Source organism: Treponema sp. C6A8 (genome assembly GCF_000619925.1).
Classification (GTDB): Bacteria; Spirochaetota; Spirochaetia; order Treponematales; family Treponemataceae; genus Treponema_D.
Genome location: NZ_JHVB01000002.1, coordinates 233,954 through 258,523 on the forward strand (window position 1 = coordinate 233,954; position 24,570 = coordinate 258,523).

The following is a 24,570-nucleotide window of genomic DNA, read 5'->3' on the forward strand; positions in this document are numbered from 1 at the left end:
TCTAGGCTTCGCTGTTAAGACCACGTTCCAGTTTAGGTTTATTTTCGAACTGCTGCTTTGTTTTTCCGTCCTCACTTCCGCCCGTAACAATTTTACCGATTCTATCAAGTGCCAGATGAGATTCATACAGATATTCATCAGCCATCTGAAACATAAACATCATATCAGGCCAGACATCAAGAATACATTCGTTGCCGCAGTCTTCAAGCCTTTTTGCAAAGGCCTTTGCGTTTTCCAGAAGAGCTTCTCGCGCCCCAAGCTGAATTACAACCGGCGGAAAATTCATCAAATCACCATCAGAAGCAAAAAGCGGAGAAACATGCAGGGTTTCTGTATTTGATTCAAAAGTGTAGACAGCGGCGCTTTTTCTGAAAACGTCCGGTGTCAAAATCTCATCATTAAGCTTTTTTGAAGTCAAAAGCGGAGAATTGGAAGAAACATCAAGCCATGGTGAAAACAAAATCACATTTTTGATGTTTGCGCGATAGCGGTCACGAAGGTTAAAAATCAGAGAGCAGGCAAGACTTGCCCCGGAACCGTCGGCAGCGATTATAATTTCCGACTGGGCAGCAGCGCTTCCTTTTTCAGCATTCAAGGAACAGGCAATCTGCTCTTCTGTATAAAGGGCACGGAAAACAGTCTGAATATCTTCGTTAGCAGCAGGATATGGAGAAGCCGGTGCAAGACGGATTTCAGGAACAACTACCCGGCAAAAACACTTGGTTGCAAGGGAAGAACAGAAAGATCTGTAAGCCGCAGGACTTCCGCCCACAAAGGAACCGCCGTGAATATAAAGCATAACACGGTTGGAAGCGTAAATTTCAGGAGAAAGCACGTCACAGTCGATGTTGCCGTATTTGTGAGAAGAACATTCTACTCCGTTAGGCAGAAAAACCGTGGAAAAAGCCGCGTCGAGTTTGTGGCGGAAAGCTTCTACGTCGCCTTTTCCGTTGTAAGCCAGCAGCTTGAGTTTTTTGATGGCATTTTTTCTGTCGTTCTGATGTTCCATAAGGCATATTATAGCAAAATACGCAGATTTATGATATAAGTTTAAAAAGTACAAGAAAAAATGCTTTCGCAAGAACCGTAATTTGTTCCGCCGAGAAGGCTCGACGCTGCGCTCTGTATCTAAACACCGCGTTGTATTTTCCTTATCGCCTTCAATGCTTCACAAATCACGAACCTTGCTACGCATTTTTTTTCCTACAGTTCTAAAATATTTCCTAAATATGCAGGAGTCTATAACATGCCTATTAAAGTAAAGTCAGATTTGCCAGCAGTCCGCACCCTTGAAAAAGAAAACATCTTCGTGATGACAGAAAAGCGAGCCGCTAATCAGGATATCCGTCCGCTTAAAATTGCCATTGTAAATCTGATGCCTACTAAGGAAGTTACAGAAACTCAGCTCCTCCGCCTTTTGGGAAACTCCCCTCTTCAGGTAGAAATTTCCCTAGTCCGCATGGAAGACCACGAAAGCAAAAATACAGACACCAGCTATCTTGATAAATTCTACATTCCGTCAAGCGAACTCTTTAAGAACAAGTACGACGGCATGATTATCACAGGCGCCCCTGTCGAGCAGCTTGAATTTGAGCAGGTTGATTACTGGAATGAACTTTGCAGCATCATGGATTACGCCAAGACAAACGTTTTCTCAACTCTTTATGTCTGCTGGGGAAGCTTTGCGGGTCTTTATCATCTTTACGGCATTCAGAAACAGGGACTTGCAAAAAAATTGTCAGGTATTTTTATGAACCACCGCTGCACTGAAGCAGAACCTCTTCTCCGCGGTTTTGACGACACATTCCCAATTCCTCAATCGCGTCACACAACCCTTCGCAAGGAAGACGTCCTAAAGAACCCAAACCTTACAATTCTGGCAGAAGGCGCTGAAGCCGGCGTTTCAATCATCAAATCAAACGATAACCGCGAAATCTTTATGACCGGCCACCTGGAATACGACACTGAAACCCTGGCCTGCGAATATTTCCGCGACATTGATAAAGGCATGGACGTTCCGCTTCCAAAGAACTACTTCCCGCTCAACAACGTAGACCGCATGCCAAGCAGCTACTGGCGCAGCACCGCTCATCTCTTCTACTCCAACTGGCTGAACTACTACGTCTATCAGGCGACACCTTACAACTTTATCTAAGAGGGAGAAGCATCTCCCTCGCTTCAAAGCGTTGCTTTTCCGCTACCCTCTCTGCGGGGCACATCCCCGCAACGCCCCTGTCTTACAACTGATCCAGCATTGCCGCACAGCCGGCGTAAACGTCTGCCCAGGTGGCGTCAAAGTTGCCAGTGTACCATGGGTCTGCCACTTCATCAGTGCAGCCGCAGTATTCCAGAAGCAGGTGAACTTTACCAAGAGGGTCACCCTGCCATCTTCTATACATGTTAAAGATATTTTCTTCGTCCATGCCAATCAGGTAGTCGTATTTTTCGTAATCAGCGGCAGTAATCTGTCTTGCCCGGTGATTAGTAAAAGGCACTCCCTGTTCCCGGAGCTTTTCTACTGTGCCCCGGTGCATTCCATTCCCGATTTCTTCTGTGCTGGTTGCAGCTGAATCAATCTGAAATTCACTGTCGCGGCCAGCCTTATGAACCAAATGCTTCATCACAAATTCAGCCATAGGGCTTCTGCAAATATTTCCGTGGCAGACAAATAAAATCCTAGTCATTATAAAAATCTCCAGTTAAGCTGCATCTTCAAGCAGCATTGTAGTACGCCATTTTCCGAATTTATAGCGCCAGACACAAACAATGGCAGTAACCGTCCAGGTGAAGGAGTTTGTAAGCCATACACCCCAGTAACCGATTGGGAAAGTATGACCGAATAGCTTAATGCTTACAATACTTGCAAGGGCATGAGCAAAAACAATTCGGCAGACAACTTCTACAAGACCGTTCATCATTGCAAAGTTTGCATCGCCGCAGCCGTTTAAGCTGGCACGAGGAATATAAATCATTCCAAGAGGGAAGTAGAAGAAACATGTAAGCTTGAGGGCAACATATCCCATTTCAATTACTTCGCGGTCTTTTACGAAGAAGGCAATCATGGTTCGCCCGAAAATAAATACAACCGGAACCAGCAGAAGACTGAAGGCAGCAACAAGGAAAGTCCCCCGGTGCAGGCCTTTTCGGACACGGTCAATATTTTTTGCCCCGTAATTCTGCCCTGCGTAGGTTGTGATTGCAGCTGCCAGCGACTGATAAGGCATGTGAATCAGCTGTTCAAGGCGGCTTGCAACCGTGAAGGTCGCCATTACAATCTCGCCAAAGGAGTTTACAACGCCCTGCAGCATGATGCAGGAAATTGCAATCAGAGAACTTTGAAGGGCAACAGGAATTCCAATTCTGAAGGATTTTGCAACAATCGTAGTATCAGGTCTAAGGTCCCTCTTTGAAAAACGGAAATAAGGAACCTTTGCAAAAGCGTAGACAAGGCAGGCAAGAGCGCTGACGGCCTGAGAAATCACTGTTGCAAGGGCAACGCCCAGAACTGCCCAACCAAAATAAACTACAAAGAGCAAATCCAGAACCACATTTACCAGGCTTGCAAGAATCAAAAAGTAAAGAGGCGTTTTTGAGTCGCCGAGTGCCCTTAGTATAGAAGAAATACCGTTATAAAAGGCGATAAAGATGATTCCAAATGTTGTAAGGCGAAGATAAAGGGCTGCGTCCGGCAAAATCTGTTCCGGACAGCTGATTAAACGGAGTATGACATTACATAAAGAAACGCCAATCACCGTTACACCAAAAGAAGAGACTGTCAGAATAAAAAAGGAATTTGCAATTGTTGCTCGCAGGGCCTTCTCATTTTTTGCGCCAAAATACTGGGAAACAAGAATGCCGATACCGGTTGCGAGTCCGCCTGCCAGTGAAAAAAACAGAAATCCAAATGAACCGCAGGTTCCTACCGCCGCCAGCGCTGCCGGTCCGACAAAGTTTCCGACAATAACAGAATCCACCATGTTATAAAACTGCTGGAATACGTTTCCAATCAAAAGCGGCCAGGTAAAAGCCAGAAGATGCTTCAGGGGCGAGCCATAAGTCATATCGACTATTTTTGAACTCATAAAAACCTCGTTCAATCAAATCTAATAAGAAAGGCGGGAAAAATCAATAAAAATCCCTTCTACTACCCTAAAAGTACAAAATTTGGTAAACTCTCTTCTATGGTAATTTCTTCTATAGATTTAAAGAACGGACATGTCGTTCAGCTTAAGAACGGAAAGGAACTTGTGCTTCAGCGTGATGATGCTGATGCTTTAATTGCACAGTTCGACATGTATGGCGAAGTCGCTGTTATTGATCTGGATGCGGCTTTGGGAAACATTGACGAAAAAGGTAATACAGAAAATACCCATTTATTAAAATCTCTTCTCCATCATGGAAACGTTCGAACCGGCGGTGGAATCCGCACTGTAAAACGCGCAAAAGAACTTATCAGTCTTGGAGCAGAAAAAGTTATCATAGGCTCGGCTGCATGGAAATCAAATCCAGAGCCTGGTCAGTCTGTTTTGAACGAAGACTTTTTGAAGGAACTTGCAGACGCAATCGGTAAAGACAGAATTATCATCAGTGTTGATGCTATAAACGGAAAAATCGCTGTAAAAGGCTGGACAGAAACTGTAGATATTCCTCTTGTTGAAGGTGCAAAGCAGGCTGAAAAATTCTGTTCGGAACTTTTGTTTACCTGCGTAGAAAAAGAAGGCTGCATGCAGGGCACAAACATGGATTATGTCCGCCAGCTTAGAGAGGCAGTAAACTGCCGCGTTGTAGTTGCAGGCGGCGTTTCAAGCGTTGAAGAAATTGCAGAGCTTGAAAAGCTTCATTGTGATGTTCAGCTTGGAATGGCTTTGTACACCGGAAAGGTAAATCTTTCTGATGCCTTTATCAGCTGTCTTGATTTTGAAAAAGTAAAATTGATTCCTGTTATCGCTCAGAGCGTAAACGGCGAAGTTATGATGGAAGGTTATGCTAACGCCGAAGCTTTTGCTAAAACATTTGAAACTAAAAAGCTTACCTTCTTCAGCCGTGAACGTCAGAAGCTTTGGACAAAAGGTGAAACAAGCGGAAACTTCCTTGAAGTTGTAAAACTTCGCGCTGACTGCGACCGCGACACCGTTCTTGCAACAGTAATCCCACACGGACCTGCATGCCATACCGGAAGCTGGACCTGTTTTGGAACTGATCCGCAGGAAAAATCAAGTATGGGACGTCTTTACGACGTAATCGCAGACCGTTTTGCAAATCCACGTCCGGGTTCGTATACTGCAACCTTAAACAACGAACGTGTTCGCGAAAAGGTTATGGAAGAAGCAGAAGAGCTTTGCGAAGCAGAATCAAAAGATGACGTTATCTGGGAAGCCGCAGATTTACTCTACTTTGTAAACGTGCTGATGTACAAAGAAGGCGTAACCTGGAAAGACGTTTATGACGAATTAGATAAACGTCATAAGGCTTAAAAAAGCCTCCTGGGCAGCTATGCTGACCAGTCAATAATTTTTGGAAGGTTAGACAATTGATACAGATACTTAAATATACCGAGCTTGATGAAAATTTTTATAAAGGCCGTGATTTTGAAAACACAGCCAGCGAAACTGTAAAATCAGTTCTTGAAGAAGTAGAAAAAAAAGGCGACGCAGCCCTCCGCATCTACGGACATAAATTCGACGTATCAGTTCCTGCTCAGTTTGAAGTGCCGCAGGAAGAACTTAAGGCCGCAGCCGAAAAATTAATGATTCAGAACCGCGACCTTTACGATGCCTTAGTTTATTCTCACACACTCGCCCTTGAATTTGCAAAAAAACAGCGTGAATCCTTCACCGATTTTGAAACAGAACTTACAACCGGTCTGATTACTGGCCAGAAAACAATTCCTGTAGAACGAGCAGGCTGCTATGTTCCTGCAGGCCGCTTCCCTCTGGTTTCAAGCGTAATTATGACAGTAACTCCTGCTGTTGCAGCCGGAGTAAAAGACGTAATCTTGTGTACACCTCCTCGCGTTCACCCGGATGACAAAGATGCAGCCGGTAAAAAAGGCGAAGGCGTTCCTGGACACGCATTTGCAGGCGGAAAACCATATGCCGATGAAGGAATTATGGCAGCCGCTTATATCTGCGGAGTAAATCACCTTTACGCAGTCGGCGGTTCACAGGCAATCGGAGCAATGGCATTCGGAACAGAAAGCATTCCAAAGGTAGACGTAATAGTTGGACCAGGAAACAAGTTCGTTGCAGCTGCAAAACGCGAAGTTTATGGAACTGTCGGAATCGATATGATTGCAGGTCCTACAGAAGTTATGATTATCGCAGACAAGAGCGCAAATCCAGCATGGGTTGCAGCAGATCTTCTTGCACAGGCAGAACACGACGTTGTTGCTCAGCCGGTTCTCGTAACATGCGATGAAGGCCTTGCAAAAGCTGTATCAGACGAAATTGAGCGTCAGCTGGAAACCCTTACAACTAAGGAAATTGCACGCCAGAGCGTAGAAACATACGGAAAAATCATCATCACAGAAAGCTATGAGCAGGCTGCCGAAGTTGCAAACCGCAAAGCACCTGAGCACCTTGAACTTGCAATGGAAGAAGGCAAAGAACGTGATATGGTAGAAAGCCTTGTCCACAATTATGGCTCCCTTTTTGTTGGTCACGCATCAGCAGAAGTATTCGGAGATTACGCAGCAGGCTTGAACCACACACTCCCTACATCAGGCTCAGCACGCTTTACAGGCGGCCTCAGCGTACGCATGTTCCTTAAAACTGTAACAACTCTCCGCGTTGTAGCCGGTAGTTCTGGTTCACACAGAAGCGCAGTTGCCGCAGGATTTTTGGGCGACGCAGAAGGTCTTGCAGGACATGCCCGTGCTGCAAGAGTAAGAATTGAGAAATAGGAATTTAATATGGTTTTAGACATTGTAAAACTTGGTGAAGACATTTTAAGACAGAAGGCAGAACCGGTTGCAGAAGTAAATGACGAAATCCGCAAGCTTGCAGAAGATATGTTCGACACAATGATTGAAGCAGACGGTGTTGGACTTGCAGGCCCACAGGTTGGAAAGAACCTGCGTATGTTCGTTCTTATTGCAGACGATGATGTCCGCCGCGTTTTCATCAATCCTCAGATTATTAAAACTTCTGAAGAACTCGGTGACTACGATGAAGGCTGTCTTAGTATTCCTCAGGTTTACGAAACAATCCGCCGTCCTGTAAGAGTAACCGTTCAGGCATTGAATGAAAACGGCAAGCCTTTTACACTTGACGCTGACGGACTTCTTGCAAGAATTATCCAGCACGAATACGATCACCTGGACGGAATTGTATTTATTGACCGCGGCGATAAGGAATTTGCGGAAAAGACCACCGCTCAGTTCAAAAAACGCATGGAACGCGCAGAACAGAAACGCAAGGAAAAGGAAGCTAAGGCAAGAAAGATTGCAGCTAAAATCGCTGCAAAAGAAGCAAAAAAAAGCAAATAGGAAATAAAACATGAAAATCCTTTATGCAGGAAGCCCTGAAGCGGCTGCTGTAACATTAAAGATTCTCATTGAAAGACAAAAAGAATGCGGTTTTCAAATCGCTGGAGTTCTTTCAAATCCACCGACGGCAAAGGGAAGACACAAAACTCCAACCCCAACGCCGGTTGCCGCCCTTGCAGAAGAATATCATCTTCCGGTCTATACGCCGGAGCATTTAGACGGCGCTGCCCGCGAGCAGATTGGACCGCTGGGAGCTGATCTTCTTGTTGTTTTTGCCTATGGTCATATTTTCGGGCCAAAATTTATGGCTCTCTTTCCTATGGGTGGAATCAACCTTCACCCTTCACTTCTTCCAAAATACCGCGGCTGTACTCCGGTTCCTGCGGCTATCTTAAACCGCGATGAAAAAACTGCCGCTACAATTCAGTATGTAAGCCCGAAAATGGACGAAGGCAACATTCTTGCCCAGCAGAATATTGAACTTGACGGCTCTGAAACAGGCGAAAGCCTTCTATTAAAATCTGCAGAAATCGGCGCAGAACTTTTCTGCAATCTCTTAAGCAAAAATCACCTGCCGGAAGGAAAGCCTCAGACTGGCGAAGCAAGCTATACATCAATCATCACAAAGGAAGATGCAAAGATTAACTGGCAGGAAAGCGCCGCAACTATAGAAGCAAAAATCCGTGCTTACTATCCGGATCCTGGCTGCTGGTGCCTTGAAAAGGGAGAACCTCTCCGCCTTTTGAACGCCACCTTCATTCCACAGTCGGACGATAGGGCAAGCGGCTATGTAGTAGAACCTGCAGGTCAGGTTCTTCAGTTTGTAAAATCAGAAGGAATCTACATCAAAACCGGCGACGGTCTTTTGTGCGTTAAAGAACTTCAGCGTCAGGGCAAAAAGCCTATGGGCTATAAGGATTTTATGAACGGCGCAAGAGAATTTATCGGAACAGTACTGGAATAATATATAGAAAAAAGTCAAAATCACAGAAATCAGTGAGGTCAAAAATGGACGATACAGAAAACACTCAGACAACAGAAAAAAGCAGCAAAAGCGAAAACTTTGAAAATATCAAACAGAAAGCTAAATTATTCGGCAAGAAAGCTGCAAAAAAAATGAAGGAGGAAGTAAAAGACCTTCCAAACCGCATTAAAAATATAGACATCAAAGTTGAAGATTCTTACCAGACCGTAAAAACAAACGTGCCGGTAATGCTTTTTACCTGTTTCGTGGCGCTTGTGATTATGGCTCTTTCTGCAACAGCAATCTTCTTTACAGTTGTAAAAGGTCCTGAAAAAGTTCTTGTACCGGACGTTATCGGAAAACCTCTTGAAGACGCCCTTCTGGAACTTCAGGTAAAGGAGCTTTATCCAAAAATCAATCTGCGTTACTCAAATACTCCGGGCGATGAAGGGAAAATTCTTGACCAGTCACCTCAGGCCGGCTCAATTACAAAGGGCTACAGCCGTGTTTCACTTGTTGTAAGCCGAGGTGTCATCGTTGATAAAGTTGATGATTACATCGGTCAGAAACTTGATGAAGTTCAGCTTAATATCCAGACTCTTTTTGCAGGTCAGACAAAGCCTCTTATCATTCTTGCAAAACCGGAATTCAAGCCTGATACAAGCGACGCCGGCACAATTCTTGAACAGGATCCACCAGCAGGTACAAGCATTTCTGAACCAGTAACAGTTCATCTTGTTGTAAGCCGTGGTCCTAACTTTGAAAATACCCGCCCGCCTCGCTTAGTTGGACAGACAGTAAACGACCTTTTGCAGTCAATTACACGTCATAAAATCATTTTTGATATTTCAGGTCATAAGGCTGAAAATGAAGAAATCCCTGGAACAGTTGTAAGTCAGGAAGAATTTGATACAGAATTCATTCCAAACTACACACGAATGAAGGTTGAAATGGCCCTTCCAAAGGGAACAATCGACGATAACGTTTACGGCATTTTTGAACAGAAACTTCAGGTTTATCCATACCCTGTTCCAATGAGACTTGAAGCAACTCCTTCTGAAGGTGATTCTTATACAATCATCAACTTCAGCCATCCGGGTGGAGACCTTACAATTCCTTATGCCGTTCCAAAGGGAACAACTCTTACCCTTTATGTTGTAGATAAATCTGCAGGTAAGAAGGTGGTAAACTGATGAGCCAGCCTTTAATCTGCATGACGCTTACGGGAAAAACAATTGAAGAAGATATAAAACTTACACAGAAGTATGAAAAATACTGTGATGTAGTAGAACTTCGCGCTGATCATCTTGATGAAAATGAACAGCTTTTAATCAGAAAGTTTCCAGCTCTGGTAAAAAAGCCATGTATTCTTACAATCCGCCGCGATTCTGATGGCGGAAACTGGACTGGAAATGACTTTTCCCGCACAAATCTTTTTGGACGGGCCCTTGCCTTTGCAGACCCGGACAAAAAAAGAAACTTTGCCTATGTAGATTTTGAGGAAGACTATCATATTCCAAGCATTCAGGATGCCGCTCAGGCCTTTGGAGTTAGAATTATCCGAAGCTGTCACAATATGACAGATCCTATTTCAAACCTGAGAAAACGCTGCGATGCAATGCGAAAAACAGGTTACGAAATCCCTAAAATCGCCTTTATGCCAAAAACACTTTCGGATGTAGTAAATCTCTTCCACGAAAGTTCTTTAATGACAAATTACGACCATATTCTTGTGGCTATGGGGCCTGAAGGAATGCCTTCCCGCATACTTACAAGCATTTCAAACTCATACATGACTTATACTTCGCCACCGGAAACATCTGAAAAAACAGCAGCAATCGGACATATTGATCCGGTTACTTTGAATGACCTTTATAATTTCAAGGGAATATCAAAATCTACCCAGCTTTTTGGAATTACCGGATGGCCGCTTGTAAAAACTTCAAGCCCGGAAATCCATAATATGGGTTACCGCCATCACGATATTGATGCCGTTTACTTCCCTATCCGCTCTCAGCTGATTTCTGAATCACTGAATTTTGCCGAACAGCTGGACGTAAAGGGAATGAGCGTTACAATTCCTTTCAAGGAATCTGTACTTTACTACCTGCATGAGCTTTCTCCAGAAGTAATGCAGATTGGAGCCTGCAACACAGTAGTCCGCAAAAATTACAAATGGATTGGTTACAATACAGACTGCATTGGTTTTGAAAGGGCTTTGCTGGAATTTCTTGGAAACAACGTAAAAACAAAAAAGATGAAGGTTTCGATTATAGGTGCCGGTGGAGCCGCAAAAGCTATTGCTTACACAGTAAAAAAACTCGGCATGAAGGCCTGTGTTTTTAACAGAACACTTGAAACTGCCCAGAAACTTGCAGAAAAATATGATTTCCAGGCTGCAAAACTCGATGAAACCTCGGCCATGATTCTGGATGAATATTCTTCATTGATTATTCAGACAACTTCAGTTGGCATGAACGCTGAAGGTCCTATTTCTCCGGAAAATGACCCGATTTATTTTTACAAATTCAAGGGAACCGAAAAAATATTTGATATTGTTTATGTACCGGCTTCTACTCCGGTTATGCGTCGCGCATCTGCTGCAGGCTGCAAGGTTTGCAACGGTTACAAGATGCTGGAATATCAGGCTTATGAGCAGTTCAAATTATTCACAGGAGTTGACTACTAATGACACAGAGCGAGCAGAAAGTGATGGTTGCTAATACAGCCATTGATACACTGATTGAAAAAGGATTGATTTTCAGCGGAATGAAGATTGGTCTTGGAACTGGTTCTACCGCAATGCCGGCAATAACACGACTGGCAGAACACCTCAAAAAAGGCAGCATTAAAGACGTAAAAGCCGTTGTTACAAGTTTTCAGGCTCAGAATGCCTGCCTTGAATACGGAATCCCGGTTTATTCGATGAACCATCCTGAAATCAACGGCGAACTTGATTTGACTTTTGACGGTGCTGACGAAGTTGATCCTGACTGCAATCTGATTAAAGGCGGCGGAGCAGCTCACGTTCGCGAAAAGCTTGTAGAATATAATTCAAAAATCTTTGTTGTAGTTGCAGACTCAACAAAACGCGTAGATACAATCGGAACAAAATTCCCGGTTCCTGTAGAAGTAATTCCGGAAGCACGCGCAAGCGTTACCCGCGCCCTTGAAGCAACTGGCGCTAAGCCTGTACTCCGCGAAGGCGTTAGAAAATGCGGTCCTGTAATCACAGACAACAACAACTGGATTTTGGACTGTACCTGGGAAAAGCCGATTGACGTTCCTGCAATGGAAGACAAAATCAACTCATTTACAGGCGTTGTAGAAGTTGGTCTTTTCAGCAAGAAAAAGCCTATTGTTTTCCTTGGAACTGACGACGGAAAAGTCGAAATCAGAAATCTGGACTAAATAATGTTTCCTCCCCTTCCCTGCGAGCAGGCTCATGAAAAAAATCTTGAATTGATTTCGCTACTGCAAAAGGGAGAGGCAAAACTTCTTCAACTTACAAAGGAAAGCGAAGAACGTAAGGGGCACGGCGTCATGCTGGGCACCTTAGTTTGTAAGAAAGCTGAAAGCAAGGAAGAAGTTATTCTGCATGCGGTCTCGGGAATTAGTATGCAGCTGGAAATGGCAGAAATGCCGCCTGCCAGCGTAATTGTGCCGCCTCTAGTCCCGGATTCCCAAATCGAAGATGCCCTTTCTGCCAACGACCGCGAAATCCACGAACTTACAGACAAAATTAACAGCGGAGAAAGGTTCCTTATCCCGCAGCGTACCGCCCTCACCACCCAGTCCCTGCAGAAAGTTTTTGACCTCTATACCTTTACCCGCTTTGACGGCAAAAAAATCACCTTAAACGAAATTATCGCCCAGCATGGCGGACGACTTCCACCAACAGGCACCGGCGACTGCTGCGCACCCAAACTTCTTTCCTACGCCTTTGCACATCACCTCATTCCTGCCAGCATGGACGAAGTTTTTTACGGAAAAGACAGTCACAACAAAAAATGCGGTCAAAGCTATCCCCCTTGCGATGAACGCTGCGGTTACATTCTGCCTTCAATTCTGGGACTGGAGATTCTATACCGTGACGAGTCAATTCTCGTCGTAAACAAGCAGTCAGGCTTACTTTCAGTGCCCGGCCGCACGCCGGACAAACAGGACTGCATCGAAAGCCGCATGAAGGCTCTCTTTCCTTTTACCAACCAACTCAATCAGCCGGCCGTTCACCGCCTTGATATGGAAACTTCAGGCATCATGATTCTGGCCTTTACAAAAGAAGCCCACCGCGAATTAAACCGCCAGTTTGAAGCAAAGGAAGTGCATAAAAAATATGTCGCCCTTCTGGATGGAGTCCTTCAAAAAGCCGACGGAGAGGCGGCGCCAAAATGCGGAGAAAAATCAGGCAGAATTGAATTAAAGTTCCGCCTTGACCCGGACAACCGCCCCCATCAAATTTACGACGAAGAATTCGGAAAGATTGGAATTACAGACTGGGAAAATCTCGGTCAGGTGACCTACCGCGCCCCGGACGGCAGCACAAGAAAGGCAACAAGAGTTTTATTCATGCCCCAGACCGGCCGCACCCACCAGCTGCGCCTGCACTCCAGCGACATTCACGGCTTCCACCTGCCAATTATAGGCGACACCCTCTACGGCAGCTGCCAGAGCGGCGAGCGTCTTATGCTTCATGCCCAGGAAATTACTTTTACACACCCTACTACACACGAAGAGATGCATTTTATATGCCAACCGGAATTTTAGAAATTTTAAACAGCAAAAAGGGCGTGAGGGAGAAAAGCGTGTGGCAAAAACACTCTGATTGTGGTGGCCGCGAGAGCGGCCATGACAATAGTTTCTTTGCCACAATCAGCGTGTAGCGCGATATCGCGCGGTTTTGACATACGCTTTTCGACCGGAAGCCCTTTTTGCAAGCTTACATATTTCCAACAAGTTCAGGGTGATATTCAAAGTGCATGTTATCAAAAATAATCCAGTAGCCGCCCCAGATAAAGCCTTGGTCTTCAAAAATCTTTATGACTGATTCAGGCGGCATCCAGCGGTCCTTAACAGGAACCAGCATCCAGTCATCACCGCTACGCTCCTTTTCCCAGCCCCAGTAAATTGCCCGGCCGGCAAGACGGCGAGGAAGCAGATCAATTGCAATTCCATAGCTATGAAAGGATTTTCTGTTTGTCTCTGCAATTTCACGCCAGTGATAGGCATCACAGGAACTAAGATTAACTATAAAATCACGGATTTCTTTTTGTTCCGCGGTAAGAGAATCACTTTTTGTATCGATTTTTGCCATTTTATCTGCCGACGCCAGCGTCTCCACAGAAATTCCTGCAGCAAGACATATTTCAGCTTCAACCCGTTTTAAGGCAGGCAAAATCCTTTCGTGCACCTTTGTCGTTTTGCCTAAAAAGCGGGTCCTGATAATATGATCTTCAATAATCGGGCGGGATTTAGCCGAATAAATAAAATCAAAAAAATACATTGGGGTTCCGCCATCAGATTTTCTGTTTTCAGCAGAACCAAACTGGCGAATCCGGGCAAGTTCTTCATCTGTGTAAGTTTTGGGATCTCGAAGTTTATTGGAATAATTATACTGCAGAACCCAAAAGTCATTTTTATTTGCAAGCTGCTCTTTTGGAAGCATTCTGCCGCCAGCCCAGTAAAATTCTGCCTTCTTTTTCAGAGCCTTCTCTGCAGCTGATTTTTCATCACGATTAACAAAAAACTGAGCCGTAAGCTGGATTTTCCAGTCCTTTACTTCTTCATCATAATCTGCCTGATATTCAATATCCGGATAAAAATCCATGAATTTCTTGATTTCAGTTAGCTCTTTGGGTTCAGATAAATCAATTTCCTCTTCTTCAACAGAAAGAGTACTTTCCCTATTCTGCGCCTGGCCCTGACTTTTATAATCAGGTTTAATATAGTTTTTTGCAAAAATCGAGAGAATTATAAAAGCAGCGCAAAACCAGACAAGAGAGAATTTCATTAAAAAAATTATAACGCAAAAACCCGTTAAAACAAACTGCAAAATCTGCTAGAATGTGTAACAAAGCAGATCTCTATATATTTATAATATAGAATATTTAAAATGGAGTTATATAAAAAATGAAAAAAACAACTAAAATTGCAGCATGTGGTCTTGCACTTGTACTTACCCTTTCTTCAGTTATTACAGCAAAAACAAAATTGGACGCAAACGGAAATAGTGTAAGTTTTTGGAAGGAACTTTTGCTGGGAAAACAGAAATACGTAGAATATGATGATGTTGACCTTCAGACAAACAATGTTTTCCAGAAGAAAAAGGAACGCCAGTCTACAATGATTTATAATCCGGTAACAAAAAAAGCCGGTGTTTCAACATATTTTGAGACAATGTTCTTCAATTTTGTTTTCAGCTACGCAGACCGCCAGCTTATCATTAAAGGTGTTGAATCTTATCTTGATGATTTTGAAAACAAACGCCTCATCCACAATAAAAACAAATCGACAAAAATGTATGGCCGCGGAAAATGCTTTGCCGAATACGGTACTGTAAAAATCATGATGAACCATGAATCAGATACAACTTTCAGTGTTGGTTACCGTTTTGAAAAGAAAACTCCTTACTTTGTGGTTTCTATCAGAGGCGCAAAAGACCAGGCTGAAAACCAGTCAACTTACGCTGTAAAAGAATTCCCTACAGTAACTATGTACTTCACACGCGCTCAGGCAAAAGACTTTGCTGAAAAACTTGGTCAGGATCAGCTCGATGTTCTTCAGGCAGATTATGATGAAAAAATTGCCGGCGCACAGAACAGAGTTATCAAGGAAAAAGATGACTACAACGAAAAAAACGCTGATGTGTACGAAGAATAATTAATTTATGAAAATTTTCCTAAGCAGGCCGGCTGTGATTTGCGCAGCTGGCAAAAACAGCGGCGAATTGTACGATGCTCTTTGCCGCGCAGACAACTCTTCCATTAAAAAGCATAAAGTTATCAGCGGGCAGGAGTTTTTTGCGGCTTCTGTGGACATGGAAGCTTTAAATGCAGAAAATATCCCCACTGATTTTGATTCAAAACTTCTCCGGCTGGAAAATACAGCCCTCAATCAGATAAAAGATACAATAGAGACCGCTGTAAAAAAATACGGCGCCGAAAAAATCGGAGTTTGCCTGGGTTCCTGCGACAACCTTACAGAACTTTCCTGCCCTGCCCATAATGAATATTTTACAAGCGGAAAATTCAATAATTATTCAATAGAAAAACAGAGCGCACAATATGCCGCCAGATTCATAAAAGACCGATTTGGCATAAAAGGGCCCTGCAGCAGTTTCAGCACAGCCTGTTCTTCAAGCGCAGGCGCTATAATTAAGGCCGTTCAGCTGCTAAAAGCCGGAATCTGCGACGCTGTAATCGCAGGCGGCGTTGATATTGCAAGTGACACCGCCTTAATGGGCTTTGGTTCCCTTGAAGCAATTTCCCCAGAGCCTACAAATCCCTTCAGCAAAAACAGACACGGAATCACGATGGGAGAAGCTGCCGCATTTTTCCTGCTTTCCCGCGAAGATTTAGACGGCACAGGCATTTCAATTGCAGGCTACGGCGAATCTGCGGATGCATATCACATTACAAGCCCGGATCCGGAAGGAAGCGGAGCAGCAGCCGCAATGGAAGCAGCTCTTAAATCTGCAGGAATGACCGCAAAAGATATAGGCTACCTCAATCTTCACGGAACTGGCACAAAGTTCAACGACAGCATGGAAGCAAAGGCCGTTTCGCAGATTTTTGGTGATTACCAGGTTCCCTGCAGTTCAACTAAAGGTACAACAGGACACACTCTTGGCGCAGCCGGGGCACTGGAACTTGCAGTCTGCTATGAAGTTTTACAGGCTGCAAAAAACAACAAAACTTCCCTGCCAGCCCAGCATTGGGACAAAGTTCAGGACGAAACGCTGCCTCCTTTGAATATCGTGAATGCTGGAAGTCCCTGTCAGACAGAAAAGATTCAGGCCTGCATGTCTTCCAGCTTTGCTTTCGGCGGTTCAAACACAGCCTTAATCATAAAAAAGGACTAAAGCAGATGAAGAAGCTATATATATCATGCCCGGTCGCATGGGCACCAGGACTTAGCAGCTCAGATGACTGGCAGGAATGGAAAGAGGGCAAAAAAGAAATCTTAAAATCCAGCGAAGCGCCTTCCATCTCATTTACACCGCCATTGTTCAGACGACGCTTGAGTCAGCTTTGCAAGATGGTAATTCAGGCTGTACATGACATTATCGAGCAGACCAGCTGCGGAGACATAAAACAGACCTTTGTTTCAACTTACGGCGACATAAAACGCCAGCTGGACGTTACCCGCCAGACTCTTGTTGATAAGGAAATACTCCCGGCCTCTTTTTCCTACTCTGTTTTTAATGCTCCGATTGCGCTCGCTTCAATTGCATGTAAATTAAAGAGCGGCTATTCAGTAATTTTCCCGGCAGAAAATATGTTTAAGGATGCCTTTATAACTGCAGCCGCGCCCCTTCTCTGCGGAGATGAAAAATCTCAGATTTTTGTTTTTGGAAACGAGCTGATACCAGAAGAATATGAAGGCGTTTACCAGACGCAGGCCCCTGACGGAAGTGATTTGAATGAGCCCTTTGTTTTTGCCATGGTAATTTCTGGTGAAAAAAGTCAAGGCTGCAGTCGGGAAATTGATTTAGAAAATTGTGATTTTTCTTCTCCACAGGCATTTTTGAAAGAGATTTTATGAAAAAGATTTTCTCTGCTGTTTTGATAAGCTTTTTATGCCTCACTTTGACTGCCGCCGGAAGAAGTAAAGGACTGCCGTCTGCAAGTGAAAGTGCCGTCAACCAGCACAAGTGCCCCCGCCAGTCAGCCCGCCGCTACAACCTTTATATCTGGGAGGGAGTTCCCGGCATGTATTACCACCGCGTTCTTGCCCAGGTCAGCATTCCCCAAAATCCTAATGGTACAGTTGTAATTATCTGCCCGGGCGGAAGCTACCACCATCTGGACATCCTCAACGAAGGCCTTCCGACTCAAAAATGGTTCAACAAGCAGGGCGCTACGGCAATAATCCTCCGCTACAGGACGGCAAACCGGGGCTACCACGCACCTGCCATGATGGAAGATTTACAGCGCATGGTAGAACTGGTTCGCAAGCAGCCGGAAAATTACGGCGCGAACAAGGAAAGTTTAAAGGTGGGGTTGATCGGCTACAGCGCGGGAGGCCATCTTGTAACCTGGGGCGGCGTCAACCTGCACCCTGATTTTGTAATTCCAGTTTATCCGGTCGTTACGATGGACGAAGACATCGGACACCGCTGGTCACGAAAAAGCCTGATAGGCAAGAATCCTTCAGACAAAAACCGCCTTCTTTTCAGCATGGAAAAACAAATTCCGTCCGACATGCCGCCAACCTATCTTGTAGCTTGCCACGATGACCCTGTCGTAATTTATGAAAACTCAGAACGTCTTGCCACAGCCCTGAAAGCTGCCGGCACTGACTTCACCTTTACCGATTACCCTTGGGGCGGGCACGGATTTGGCATGAAAAAATGCAAGTTCCTTCAAACCTTCAAATGGAACGAAAAACTGCTGGGATGGCTTAAGGAAAGGAATTTTTTTTAAACTTACTTCGCCCAGACTCTGACGCCTGCGCGTAAAGGAAAGTTCAGAAGTTTAAGGCCGACCTCACTGTCAGCAAAAAGCAGCTGTGGAGCCCAGCCGCCCTGCATAAAAAGCTGCAGGCGGGAAGTGCAAAATCCATTAAAACCCAGGTAAAAGGCATTTTCAAAAATCACTTTATTTTCTGAAAAATCAAAGCCAGCAGCAATTTCCGGCGCATAAAAAAAGTTCACAGCCTTGAATAAATTAATATTGCCCGCAAGAAATTCCAGTCCGCCCAATGCAGATTTTACGCCTTCATCATAAAAATAAAGGTCGGCAGTAAAGACAAAGGGAATTGTATCGGCAGCGTAATCAAGACGCAGACCGCCGCAAAAATCAGGTCCGGGCACAGCAATTCCGCTGACACCGAAACCTCCGGCATTCAAATTGAAAAGTAAAAATGAAAATATTACAGAAAGTAAAAATTTACGCTTCAAGGCCGAAACCAAAACTTAAACAGTCTTACTGATAATTCCGCCGCCGATAATCACGCCGTCCTTATACAAAACAGCAGACTGGCCCGGCGCAACTGCACGCTGAGGCTGTTCAAAAGTGATTTTCCAAGGCTGACCGGTAAATTCTTCCCCTTCCGTAGGGACATAACGTTCTACCTTGCAAGGCACCGGCTTAGATGCCAGTCTGATTTTTACCAGGGCTTCAATTACAGTTCCTTCCGACGGTTCAAGGTCGCCCGGCCAGACAAAATCATCAGCAATCAAAGCATCAGAATTAAGGGCGTCATTTGGAGCAAGTACAATCAGATTATTTTTAGCGTCAATCGAATGAACGTAAACAGGATATTTTGCAGAAACACCAAGTCCGCGTCGCTGACCGACAGTGTAATGTTCGATTCCGCGGTGACGACCTAAAATGTGGCCGTCCAAATCGATAATATCACCCGGCACGCTAGGCTTGTCGCTGAAAATCATGTCAAAATATTCTTCGCCGACAAAATCCTGGCTTTCCGCGCGGTTAGCGGCATCAAGATTTGCCTGGCGGGCAAGTTCAAAAACCTCGCTCTTTTTCATAACGGCAAGAGGATAGCGGACCTTTTCCAGAACTGAGCTCGGGATTCTGTACAAGAAGTAAGTCTGATCTTTAGAAACATCAGTTGCACCGGCAATCATGCAGGGACGCTTGTCTGTTCCGTAAAGGCCTTCGTCCGGGCGGACAATGCGGGCATAGTGTCCCGTACAGAAATAATCAAAAGTGATTCCGCTGGCTGTTGCTGCTTCCAGCATGGCGCCGAACTTAATGTTGCGGTTACACATAATGCAAGGGTTTGGCGTTCTTCCGCTGCGGTATTCGCTCTTAAAATATTCCAGAACTTTTTTCTGATACTGCTCTTTTACATCAACAACATGGTATTCAATATCATGCTCGCTGCAAAACTTCTGGCACTCTTCAATATTTTCTTCTTCACCAGGGCCGTAGCAGGCTTCTTTCATCGGCTTGTCAGATTTTACTTCAGGAAGCTTTCCGTCCCACAAAGACATTGTAATACCGATAACGCGGCAGTCCTTCTGCTTGAGCATGAGGGCAGTCAAAGTTGAATCGACACCGCCGCTCATTCCAACGAGCACAGTGTCCCCAGCCTTTGGCATATCAAGATTGGTATAAGTCATAAAATTTCCTTGGATTTATTTTTTCATCAAATCTCTGAGGGTGACGCTGTCTAAGTAACCTTCAATCAGCTCGTCAAGTTTTGTCCACATTGGAAGGGTACGGCATTCAGCCTTGCGGTCACAGTTATAGCTGTCATTTTCAAGACAGGCAACAGGAGCCAGAGTTCCCTCAGTCAGACGTAAAATCTCGCCCACGCGATATTCTTCCGGCTTACGGTTCAGCTTATAACCGCCGCCCTTTCCGTGAGCGCCGTCTACAAAACCAGCCTTAGAAAGCATAGTCATAATTGCTTCAATATATTTTTGAGAAATGTTCTGTCTTGCTGAAACGTCTTTGAGCGGAGTAAAAGAATCTTCGTGCTGTTCTGCCAGGTCAATCATGACTCTGAGCGCATATCTTCCGCGTGTAGAAACTATCATATTTTCACCTCAACCTATTATCCTAGTATATCAAAAGGTTGAAAAAAAGAATAGATTAGAAGCTTACTACGTTATTCAATTTTTTTGCTTTGGGAGATTTCTTGTAAATGTACTTGAGCGGATGAATATCAAAGGCATTTACAGCCCAGCCACCGACATAATTGAGATTTACAATATTAAATGAAACCGGATGATAAAGAGGAATTACAAGACCTTCATCCAAAAGGATTGTTTCTGCCTGAGCAAGAAGCTTATAACGCTCGCTCTCAGAAACGGTGGCGGCGCTTTCCACAAGCTCATCAAACTTGGAATTAACCCAGCCAGAATCATTCAGAGTAGAATTTCCGTGAAAAAGCTCTAGGAAGGCAAGAGGATCTGCAAAATCACCAATCCAGGTGTAGGCAAACAAATCAGAATCAGAAGATTTAACACCGCTCAGATAAGTTGCAGGCTGCACTTTTTTTATTACAAGCTGAACACCAAGCGGCTCAAGCGCCTTCTTCAAAACTTCAATCTTTTCTTCCGTCAAAACGTATTCCGTAAGTTCAAAAACAAGAGGAATCTTCTTATCGGCAGGTACGTCATATTTTCTGCGGGCCTCGTTCATTTTGTTTACGGCCTCGCGCTCGTCAGTGTAATTAAAGCCGTCAACAGTCGGATATCCGCTCAAAGGATAAACAAAAGTTGTCGCAGGAACCACGGCTGAACCGCGTAAAGTTGCCCAGGGGATAGCCTCAAGAACAGCATTACGGAACTCAGGATAATCCCAGTAAGAAAGTTTTTTTACGCCGTATTCATCACAAGGCTTTCCTGCACTGGTCTTAAAAAAGTAGTATGAAGTTGCAAACTCAGCAGAAATCTGCATTGCAGAGCGGTTCAAAAGCTTGTCAGGATTCAAATCGGCAATTACCCAATCAACCTCGCCGTTATTAAAACGGAAGGCAGTATCTTCTGCGCTTTCTGACTGCACAAAGGTAATCTGTTCGAGATATGGAGCCTGAGAATCCCAGTAATATGGATTTTTCTTCAGCACCAGAGATTTTTCAGTCTGATTTTCAACCATAAAGGCGCCCGAATAAACAGTCGGATTTCGGTGAATTACGCTGAAAGCCGCGTGACACAAAACTTTCGGAAGATAGTTTGCAGGACTTTTCAAATAAACGGAAAGTGTTTTTTCATCAGTTACATAAATGCCAACTTCCGAAGCATCAATCATCCCTTTTCTGAACTCTTCAGCCCCGCGGATAATATCCAGCAAGGAAGCGTAAGGCGCCCCCTCGGTAGCAAGCAGCTGCAGCCATGAATCACGCACCGAAGAAGCCGTAATTTTTTCACCGTTACTGAATTTTGCTTCATCACGGATTGTAAACTGCATGCGTTTTTTATCGCGGCTGATTTTATAATCACTGCAAATTGCGTACTGAGGTTCAAGTGTCAAAGGATTGTAAGAAAAAAGCCCTTCGTAAAGGCCGTTCAAAACCTGAGCATCAGAAGAATAAGATGTAATCTGAGGATTTAATTCATGAACTCTAGGCGGCTCAACGATGATAAAGTTTTTCTGAAGTTCAGAATCTACGGCAGGAGCCTCAGCACCTTCAGCCTCAAGTTGATTCAAATCAAGTTCTTCATGCTGCTGCCCCTCTGCTTCCTGAGCAAAGACCCCGCCTATCAGGAAAAGGCAGCAAAGGAGACCAAGAAGAGTAATTTTATTTTGCTTCATTATCCGGCATTCCCAAATTCTTCATCTGCTCGTGTTCTTCTCTTACAGAAAGATATTCACCGCGTTTTTTATTAATTGTAACGATAGAATTACGCAAAGCCGAAAGTTCAATCTGCAGACCCTTAAGTTTAGGACGATTAATTACGTCAACTTCCTTCTTAAAGTGAATATCAAGAGCATTAATCAGAGAGAAGAGCATTTTTGCTTCAGAAAGCTGCTTAGTTACAAAAGACAGAATTGATTCTTCTGTGGCGCCCATAATCTTAGAGAATTCAGGACCACGATTTGCAATTCCGTTATAGATACGCTCTTTAGAAGCGATATTTGTCATAAATTCATTTACTTTGATGACTTCACTGCGGCCGATATCAGTTTTAGGATCCTTCATCACAACAGTAACAGTAAGTTCCTTTTCCTTAAGCTTAAAGGCACGCTTAATTGCAGCCATAAGGGCAGAAAAGAAATTCTGTTTCTTAGAAAAGAGAATCTTAAAATCTTCTTCAAGCTTTTGATGCAAAGTCTGAATTGTAGGTGCAAGACCGCCAACTGCAAAAACAGTATCAATCAGCATTGATTTTGTGTCCGGTCCCTTCTTCTTTGCAACTTCCTCTTTTTTAGCCACAGTCTTAATCTGCAGGCGGTTAAAAATCTCTGCACGCAGCTGATCGCGCTTAGAATCAAAATCTTCTTTTATAACTTCAGCAACCAGGTCGTTGTAGAGCGGAGTTTTTCCCATGATTTTTGGGAAGAGACGCTTGATTTCTGCAAGTTCCCCTTCAGAAGAATTAGCAGCCTCTTTATTAAAGCCAGGGTTTGCAATAATTTTCTGACGGATTTCGCCCTTGTACATTTCCTTCTGGAAGGTAACAAGTTCCGCCATCTCAGCATTAATTGTTCTGAGCGCATCGGCACTCTTCTGAATCGCATCGCTGAGCATACTTACCATAACAGGCTGGGCGCCGCTCTTAGCGTTGGAAATTACCATAGCCAGAGACTTAGTATTTACTTTAGCACTGTTAGGGCTCAAATTATCCCATTCGATGCAGGCGTTAAACTCAACAAGTTTTTTGATTTTTGGAAGAGTAAGATTATCAAGAGAAAAGCGGAAATAGGTACAGATAAAATCGAGCATAAGCTCATAATCAGAAAAGCGAAGTCCCATTTCCTTTGCAATATCACCTTCCGGGAAAGGTTTTGTATCCGGAATAATGATTTCAGAAATTCGCTTGTCCATGCGGTATGGGTCAGGAATAATAAGACTCTTTTTTGTCAGCAGCTCAAACAAATTCTTAACAATTGTATGGAGCATACGGTAATCGCCCAATGTCTGAGGCAGTTGCTGACCGTTAAACCATTCAGCCTTTTTTGAGAGTGCGCTTTGTAATTCCTGTTCAAAATTTCCCGAGTCTTCCATAAATTATATATCGGCAGGAATGTTGAAATTCTGTAGTATTTTTTTTGAGGATGGCGGAGCCCCGCCCTACGCTCACACTTCGTTGTTCGCTACTTACTATATTCGTATAATCTTTGAATGAGTTATAACTTCGTTTCCTTCTTCAGTGATGAGGACATCGTTTTCCAAACGGCAGCCACCGTGTTTAGGGTCGTAAAGACCTGGTTCAAGTGTCAGAATCATGCCCGGAGTAAAATGAAGTTCCGGATCCATTTTTGTGCTTACGCGAGGGAACTCGTGAATTTGAAGTCCGATGGCATGACCAAGGGTGTGAGGCATTTTCATCTTTTCTGCGGCAAATACGGCGTCAGCTTTTTTTGCGGCGTCTACAATCGTATGTTCCTTTGTGTAAAGCTTAAGACATTCATCTGCGGCAGTCTGAACGAGGCGTACGATTTTTTCCTGAGCGTCGCTAAGCTGACCTTTTGCAACTGTCAAAGTTGTGTCGCTTGTGTAGCCCTTGTAAACAACGCCAAAGTCCAGAATCGAAAGTCCGTCTGCAGGCCATTCGGCATTTGTGTAGCCCGGGAAGGCGTGAATTGCAAAAGAGCGGGAAGGACCAGCGGCAAGGGTATCAAAACCGGTTCGCTGGCAGCCGTTTGCGCGGAGTTGGCGCTCGATTAAAAGGGCTACGTCCATTTCTGTTTTGATTTCGCCGGTTTTTATCTTTTCTTCTATTAAATTGATGATTAAGTCGCCTACGCGGGCCGCTTCCTTTGTACATTCAATTTCGTATTCGTCCTTAATCATGCGGCTTTTTACCGTAAAGTTGTAGGCTCCGTCTTCCTTACAGCGGCAGTCATAGCTTGCAAGGGCGTCAATAAACTTCAGGTAGTTTGGATAAGTCAGATAAGGAGGAAGCTCCACCTTGCTGTTTTCTCCGTGAGTATAGCCAAGATTCAAAACTGCCCTTACAGCGTCAATGTCATTGTTCTTGTAGCGGGTAAAAGGCACAAGCTTGTCATAAAAAGCCTGCTGTTTTGCAAGATTTTCATCCCACGGAATAAGGTAAGAAAAGCCGTCGCTGAAAATGATGAGAACGGCGTCACTTGGATGACCTGTGTAGTAAGGTACAGAAGGGTCACGGTGCTCTTCGTTATCAATAAAAACTGCGGCACCTGTGTCGTGCTCGCGAAGGTAAGCTGCAAGCTTTGAACGGCGGGCAGCGTAAATATTTTTCATTTCTTCGTTTGAATATTCTTTCATTTTATCCTCGGTT

General features: G+C 44.2%; 23 protein-coding genes. 13 read left to right on the forward strand and 10 right to left on the reverse strand.

The genetic code is table 11. The annotated features are described in order from the left end of the window. Position 1 precedes the first annotated feature (1 nt). Positions 2–1,009, reverse strand: coding sequence for an alpha/beta hydrolase fold domain-containing protein (locus tag T530_RS0104670; RefSeq protein WP_027728029.1), 1,008 nt, complete (start codon positions 1,007–1,009; stop codon positions 2–4). 237 nt (positions 1,010–1,246) lie between these two features. On the opposite strand from T530_RS0104670, the gene metA reads away from it, so the two are divergent. Further along, positions 1,247–2,155, forward strand: a complete 909-nt coding sequence (metA, locus tag T530_RS0104675) for a homoserine O-succinyltransferase (RefSeq protein ID WP_027728030.1) — start codon at positions 1,247–1,249, stop codon at positions 2,153–2,155. An 82-nt stretch (positions 2,156–2,237) separates the two neighbouring features. Here the strand turns inward: metA and T530_RS0104680 are convergent, their stop codons facing one another. Together T530_RS0104680 and T530_RS0104685 are read right to left on the reverse strand one after the other, a co-directional pair. Then, the gene (locus T530_RS0104680) at positions 2,238–2,684 is read right to left on the reverse strand and encodes a low molecular weight protein-tyrosine-phosphatase (protein ID WP_027728031.1); all 447 of its coding nucleotides are present in this window, start codon (positions 2,682–2,684) and stop codon (positions 2,238–2,240) included. Positions 2,685–2,699: 15 nt separating this feature from the next. Next, entirely contained in the window at positions 2,700–4,082 is a 1,383-nt protein-coding gene (locus T530_RS0104685; RefSeq protein ID WP_027728032.1) for an MATE family efflux transporter, read from the reverse strand. Positions 4,083–4,181: 99 nt separating this feature from the next. Here T530_RS0104685 and hisIE point away from each other — a divergent pair, with 99 nt between their 5' ends. From hisIE to T530_RS0104725, 8 genes are read left to right on the forward strand one after another with little or no spacing between them, the layout of a single operon-like run. Then, positions 4,182–5,474: a bifunctional phosphoribosyl-AMP cyclohydrolase/phosphoribosyl-ATP diphosphatase HisIE gene (gene hisIE, locus T530_RS0104690; RefSeq protein ID WP_027728033.1), complete on the forward strand. Its 1,293-nt coding sequence runs from the start codon at positions 4,182–4,184 to the stop codon at positions 5,472–5,474. A 56-nt stretch (positions 5,475–5,530) separates the two neighbouring features. Then, positions 5,531–6,901 carry a histidinol dehydrogenase gene (gene hisD, locus T530_RS0104695; protein WP_027728034.1) on the forward strand — a complete coding sequence of 457 codons (1,371 nt, stop codon included), beginning with the start codon at positions 5,531–5,533 and terminating at the stop codon, positions 6,899–6,901. 9 nt (positions 6,902–6,910) lie between these two features. Then, positions 6,911–7,486: a peptide deformylase gene (gene def / locus T530_RS0104700; protein ID WP_027728035.1), complete on the forward strand. Its 576-nt coding sequence runs from the start codon at positions 6,911–6,913 to the stop codon at positions 7,484–7,486. Between the two features lie 10 nt (positions 7,487–7,496). Further along, entirely contained in the window at positions 7,497–8,450 is a 954-nt protein-coding gene (gene fmt, locus T530_RS0104705; RefSeq protein WP_027728036.1) for a methionyl-tRNA formyltransferase, read from the forward strand. Positions 8,451–8,494: 44 nt separating this feature from the next. Then, entirely contained in the window at positions 8,495–9,643 is a 1,149-nt protein-coding gene (locus T530_RS0104710) for a PASTA domain-containing protein (RefSeq protein WP_027728037.1), read from the forward strand. After that, a complete protein-coding gene (locus tag T530_RS0104715; RefSeq protein WP_027728038.1) occupies positions 9,643–11,139 on the forward strand; it encodes a type I 3-dehydroquinate dehydratase in 1,497 nt (498 codons plus the stop codon). The genes T530_RS0104710 and T530_RS0104715 overlap by 1 nt, the downstream gene beginning before the upstream one ends. Beyond that, positions 11,139–11,861 carry a ribose-5-phosphate isomerase RpiA gene (gene rpiA, locus T530_RS0104720; RefSeq protein ID WP_027728039.1) on the forward strand — a complete coding sequence of 241 codons (723 nt, stop codon included), beginning with the start codon at positions 11,139–11,141 and terminating at the stop codon, positions 11,859–11,861. Before T530_RS0104715 ends, rpiA begins: the two co-directional genes overlap by 1 nt. 3 nt (positions 11,862–11,864) lie before the next feature. Further along, a complete protein-coding gene (locus T530_RS0104725; protein WP_027728040.1) occupies positions 11,865–13,217 on the forward strand; it encodes an RluA family pseudouridine synthase in 1,353 nt (450 codons plus the stop codon). A gap of 172 nt (positions 13,218–13,389) precedes the next feature. Here the strand turns inward: T530_RS0104725 and T530_RS0104730 are convergent, their stop codons facing one another. Continuing rightward, the gene (locus T530_RS0104730) at positions 13,390–14,460 is read right to left on the reverse strand and encodes a M15 family metallopeptidase (RefSeq protein ID WP_027728041.1); all 1,071 of its coding nucleotides are present in this window, start codon (positions 14,458–14,460) and stop codon (positions 13,390–13,392) included. A gap of 119 nt (positions 14,461–14,579) precedes the next feature. Between T530_RS0104730 and T530_RS0104735 the strand changes: the two genes are divergently transcribed. From T530_RS0104735 to T530_RS13530, 4 genes are read left to right on the forward strand one after another with little or no spacing between them, the layout of a single operon-like run. After that, complete coding sequence (locus tag T530_RS0104735) at positions 14,580–15,329, forward strand: hypothetical protein (protein WP_027728042.1); 750 nt, start codon at positions 14,580–14,582, stop codon at positions 15,327–15,329. Between the two features lie 7 nt (positions 15,330–15,336). Next, the gene (locus T530_RS0104740) at positions 15,337–16,530 is read left to right on the forward strand and encodes a beta-ketoacyl synthase N-terminal-like domain-containing protein (protein WP_027728043.1); all 1,194 of its coding nucleotides are present in this window, start codon (positions 15,337–15,339) and stop codon (positions 16,528–16,530) included. A 5-nt stretch (positions 16,531–16,535) separates the two neighbouring features. Next, a complete protein-coding gene (locus tag T530_RS13525; RefSeq protein ID WP_081773664.1) occupies positions 16,536–17,213 on the forward strand; it encodes a beta-ketoacyl synthase chain length factor in 678 nt (225 codons plus the stop codon). Continuing rightward, positions 17,210–18,094, forward strand: a complete 885-nt coding sequence (locus T530_RS13530; protein WP_051537826.1) for an alpha/beta hydrolase — start codon at positions 17,210–17,212, stop codon at positions 18,092–18,094. The genes T530_RS13525 and T530_RS13530 overlap by 4 nt, the downstream gene beginning before the upstream one ends. Positions 18,095–18,096: 2 nt before the next feature. On the opposite strand, the gene T530_RS0104755 is transcribed toward T530_RS13530, so the two are convergent. The 6 genes from T530_RS0104755 to T530_RS0104780 form a co-directional block, all read right to left on the reverse strand. Continuing rightward, positions 18,097–18,570, reverse strand: a complete 474-nt coding sequence (locus tag T530_RS0104755) for a hypothetical protein (RefSeq protein ID WP_156011539.1) — start codon at positions 18,568–18,570, stop codon at positions 18,097–18,099. A 15-nt stretch (positions 18,571–18,585) separates the two neighbouring features. Further along, positions 18,586–19,758: a tRNA 2-thiouridine(34) synthase MnmA gene (gene mnmA / locus T530_RS0104760; protein ID WP_027728046.1), complete on the reverse strand. Its 1,173-nt coding sequence runs from the start codon at positions 19,756–19,758 to the stop codon at positions 18,586–18,588. Between the two features lie 15 nt (positions 19,759–19,773). Further along, positions 19,774–20,178: an Rrf2 family transcriptional regulator gene (locus T530_RS0104765; RefSeq protein WP_027728047.1), complete on the reverse strand. Its 405-nt coding sequence runs from the start codon at positions 20,176–20,178 to the stop codon at positions 19,774–19,776. A 55-nt stretch (positions 20,179–20,233) separates the two neighbouring features. Beyond that, positions 20,234–21,898 (reverse strand): peptide ABC transporter substrate-binding protein, encoded by a 1,665-nt coding sequence (locus T530_RS13535; protein ID WP_051537827.1) that lies wholly within the window; start codon positions 21,896–21,898, stop codon positions 20,234–20,236. Beyond that, the gene (locus T530_RS0104775; protein WP_027728048.1) at positions 21,885–23,312 is read right to left on the reverse strand and encodes a hypothetical protein; all 1,428 of its coding nucleotides are present in this window, start codon (positions 23,310–23,312) and stop codon (positions 21,885–21,887) included. The genes T530_RS13535 and T530_RS0104775 overlap by 14 nt, the downstream gene beginning before the upstream one ends. Before the next feature lie 96 nt (positions 23,313–23,408). After that, on the reverse strand, positions 23,409–24,557 hold the full coding sequence (locus tag T530_RS0104780; RefSeq protein ID WP_027728049.1) for a Xaa-Pro peptidase family protein: 1,149 nt from the start codon (positions 24,555–24,557) through the stop codon (positions 23,409–23,411). Between the last annotated feature and the right edge of the window lie 13 nt (positions 24,558–24,570).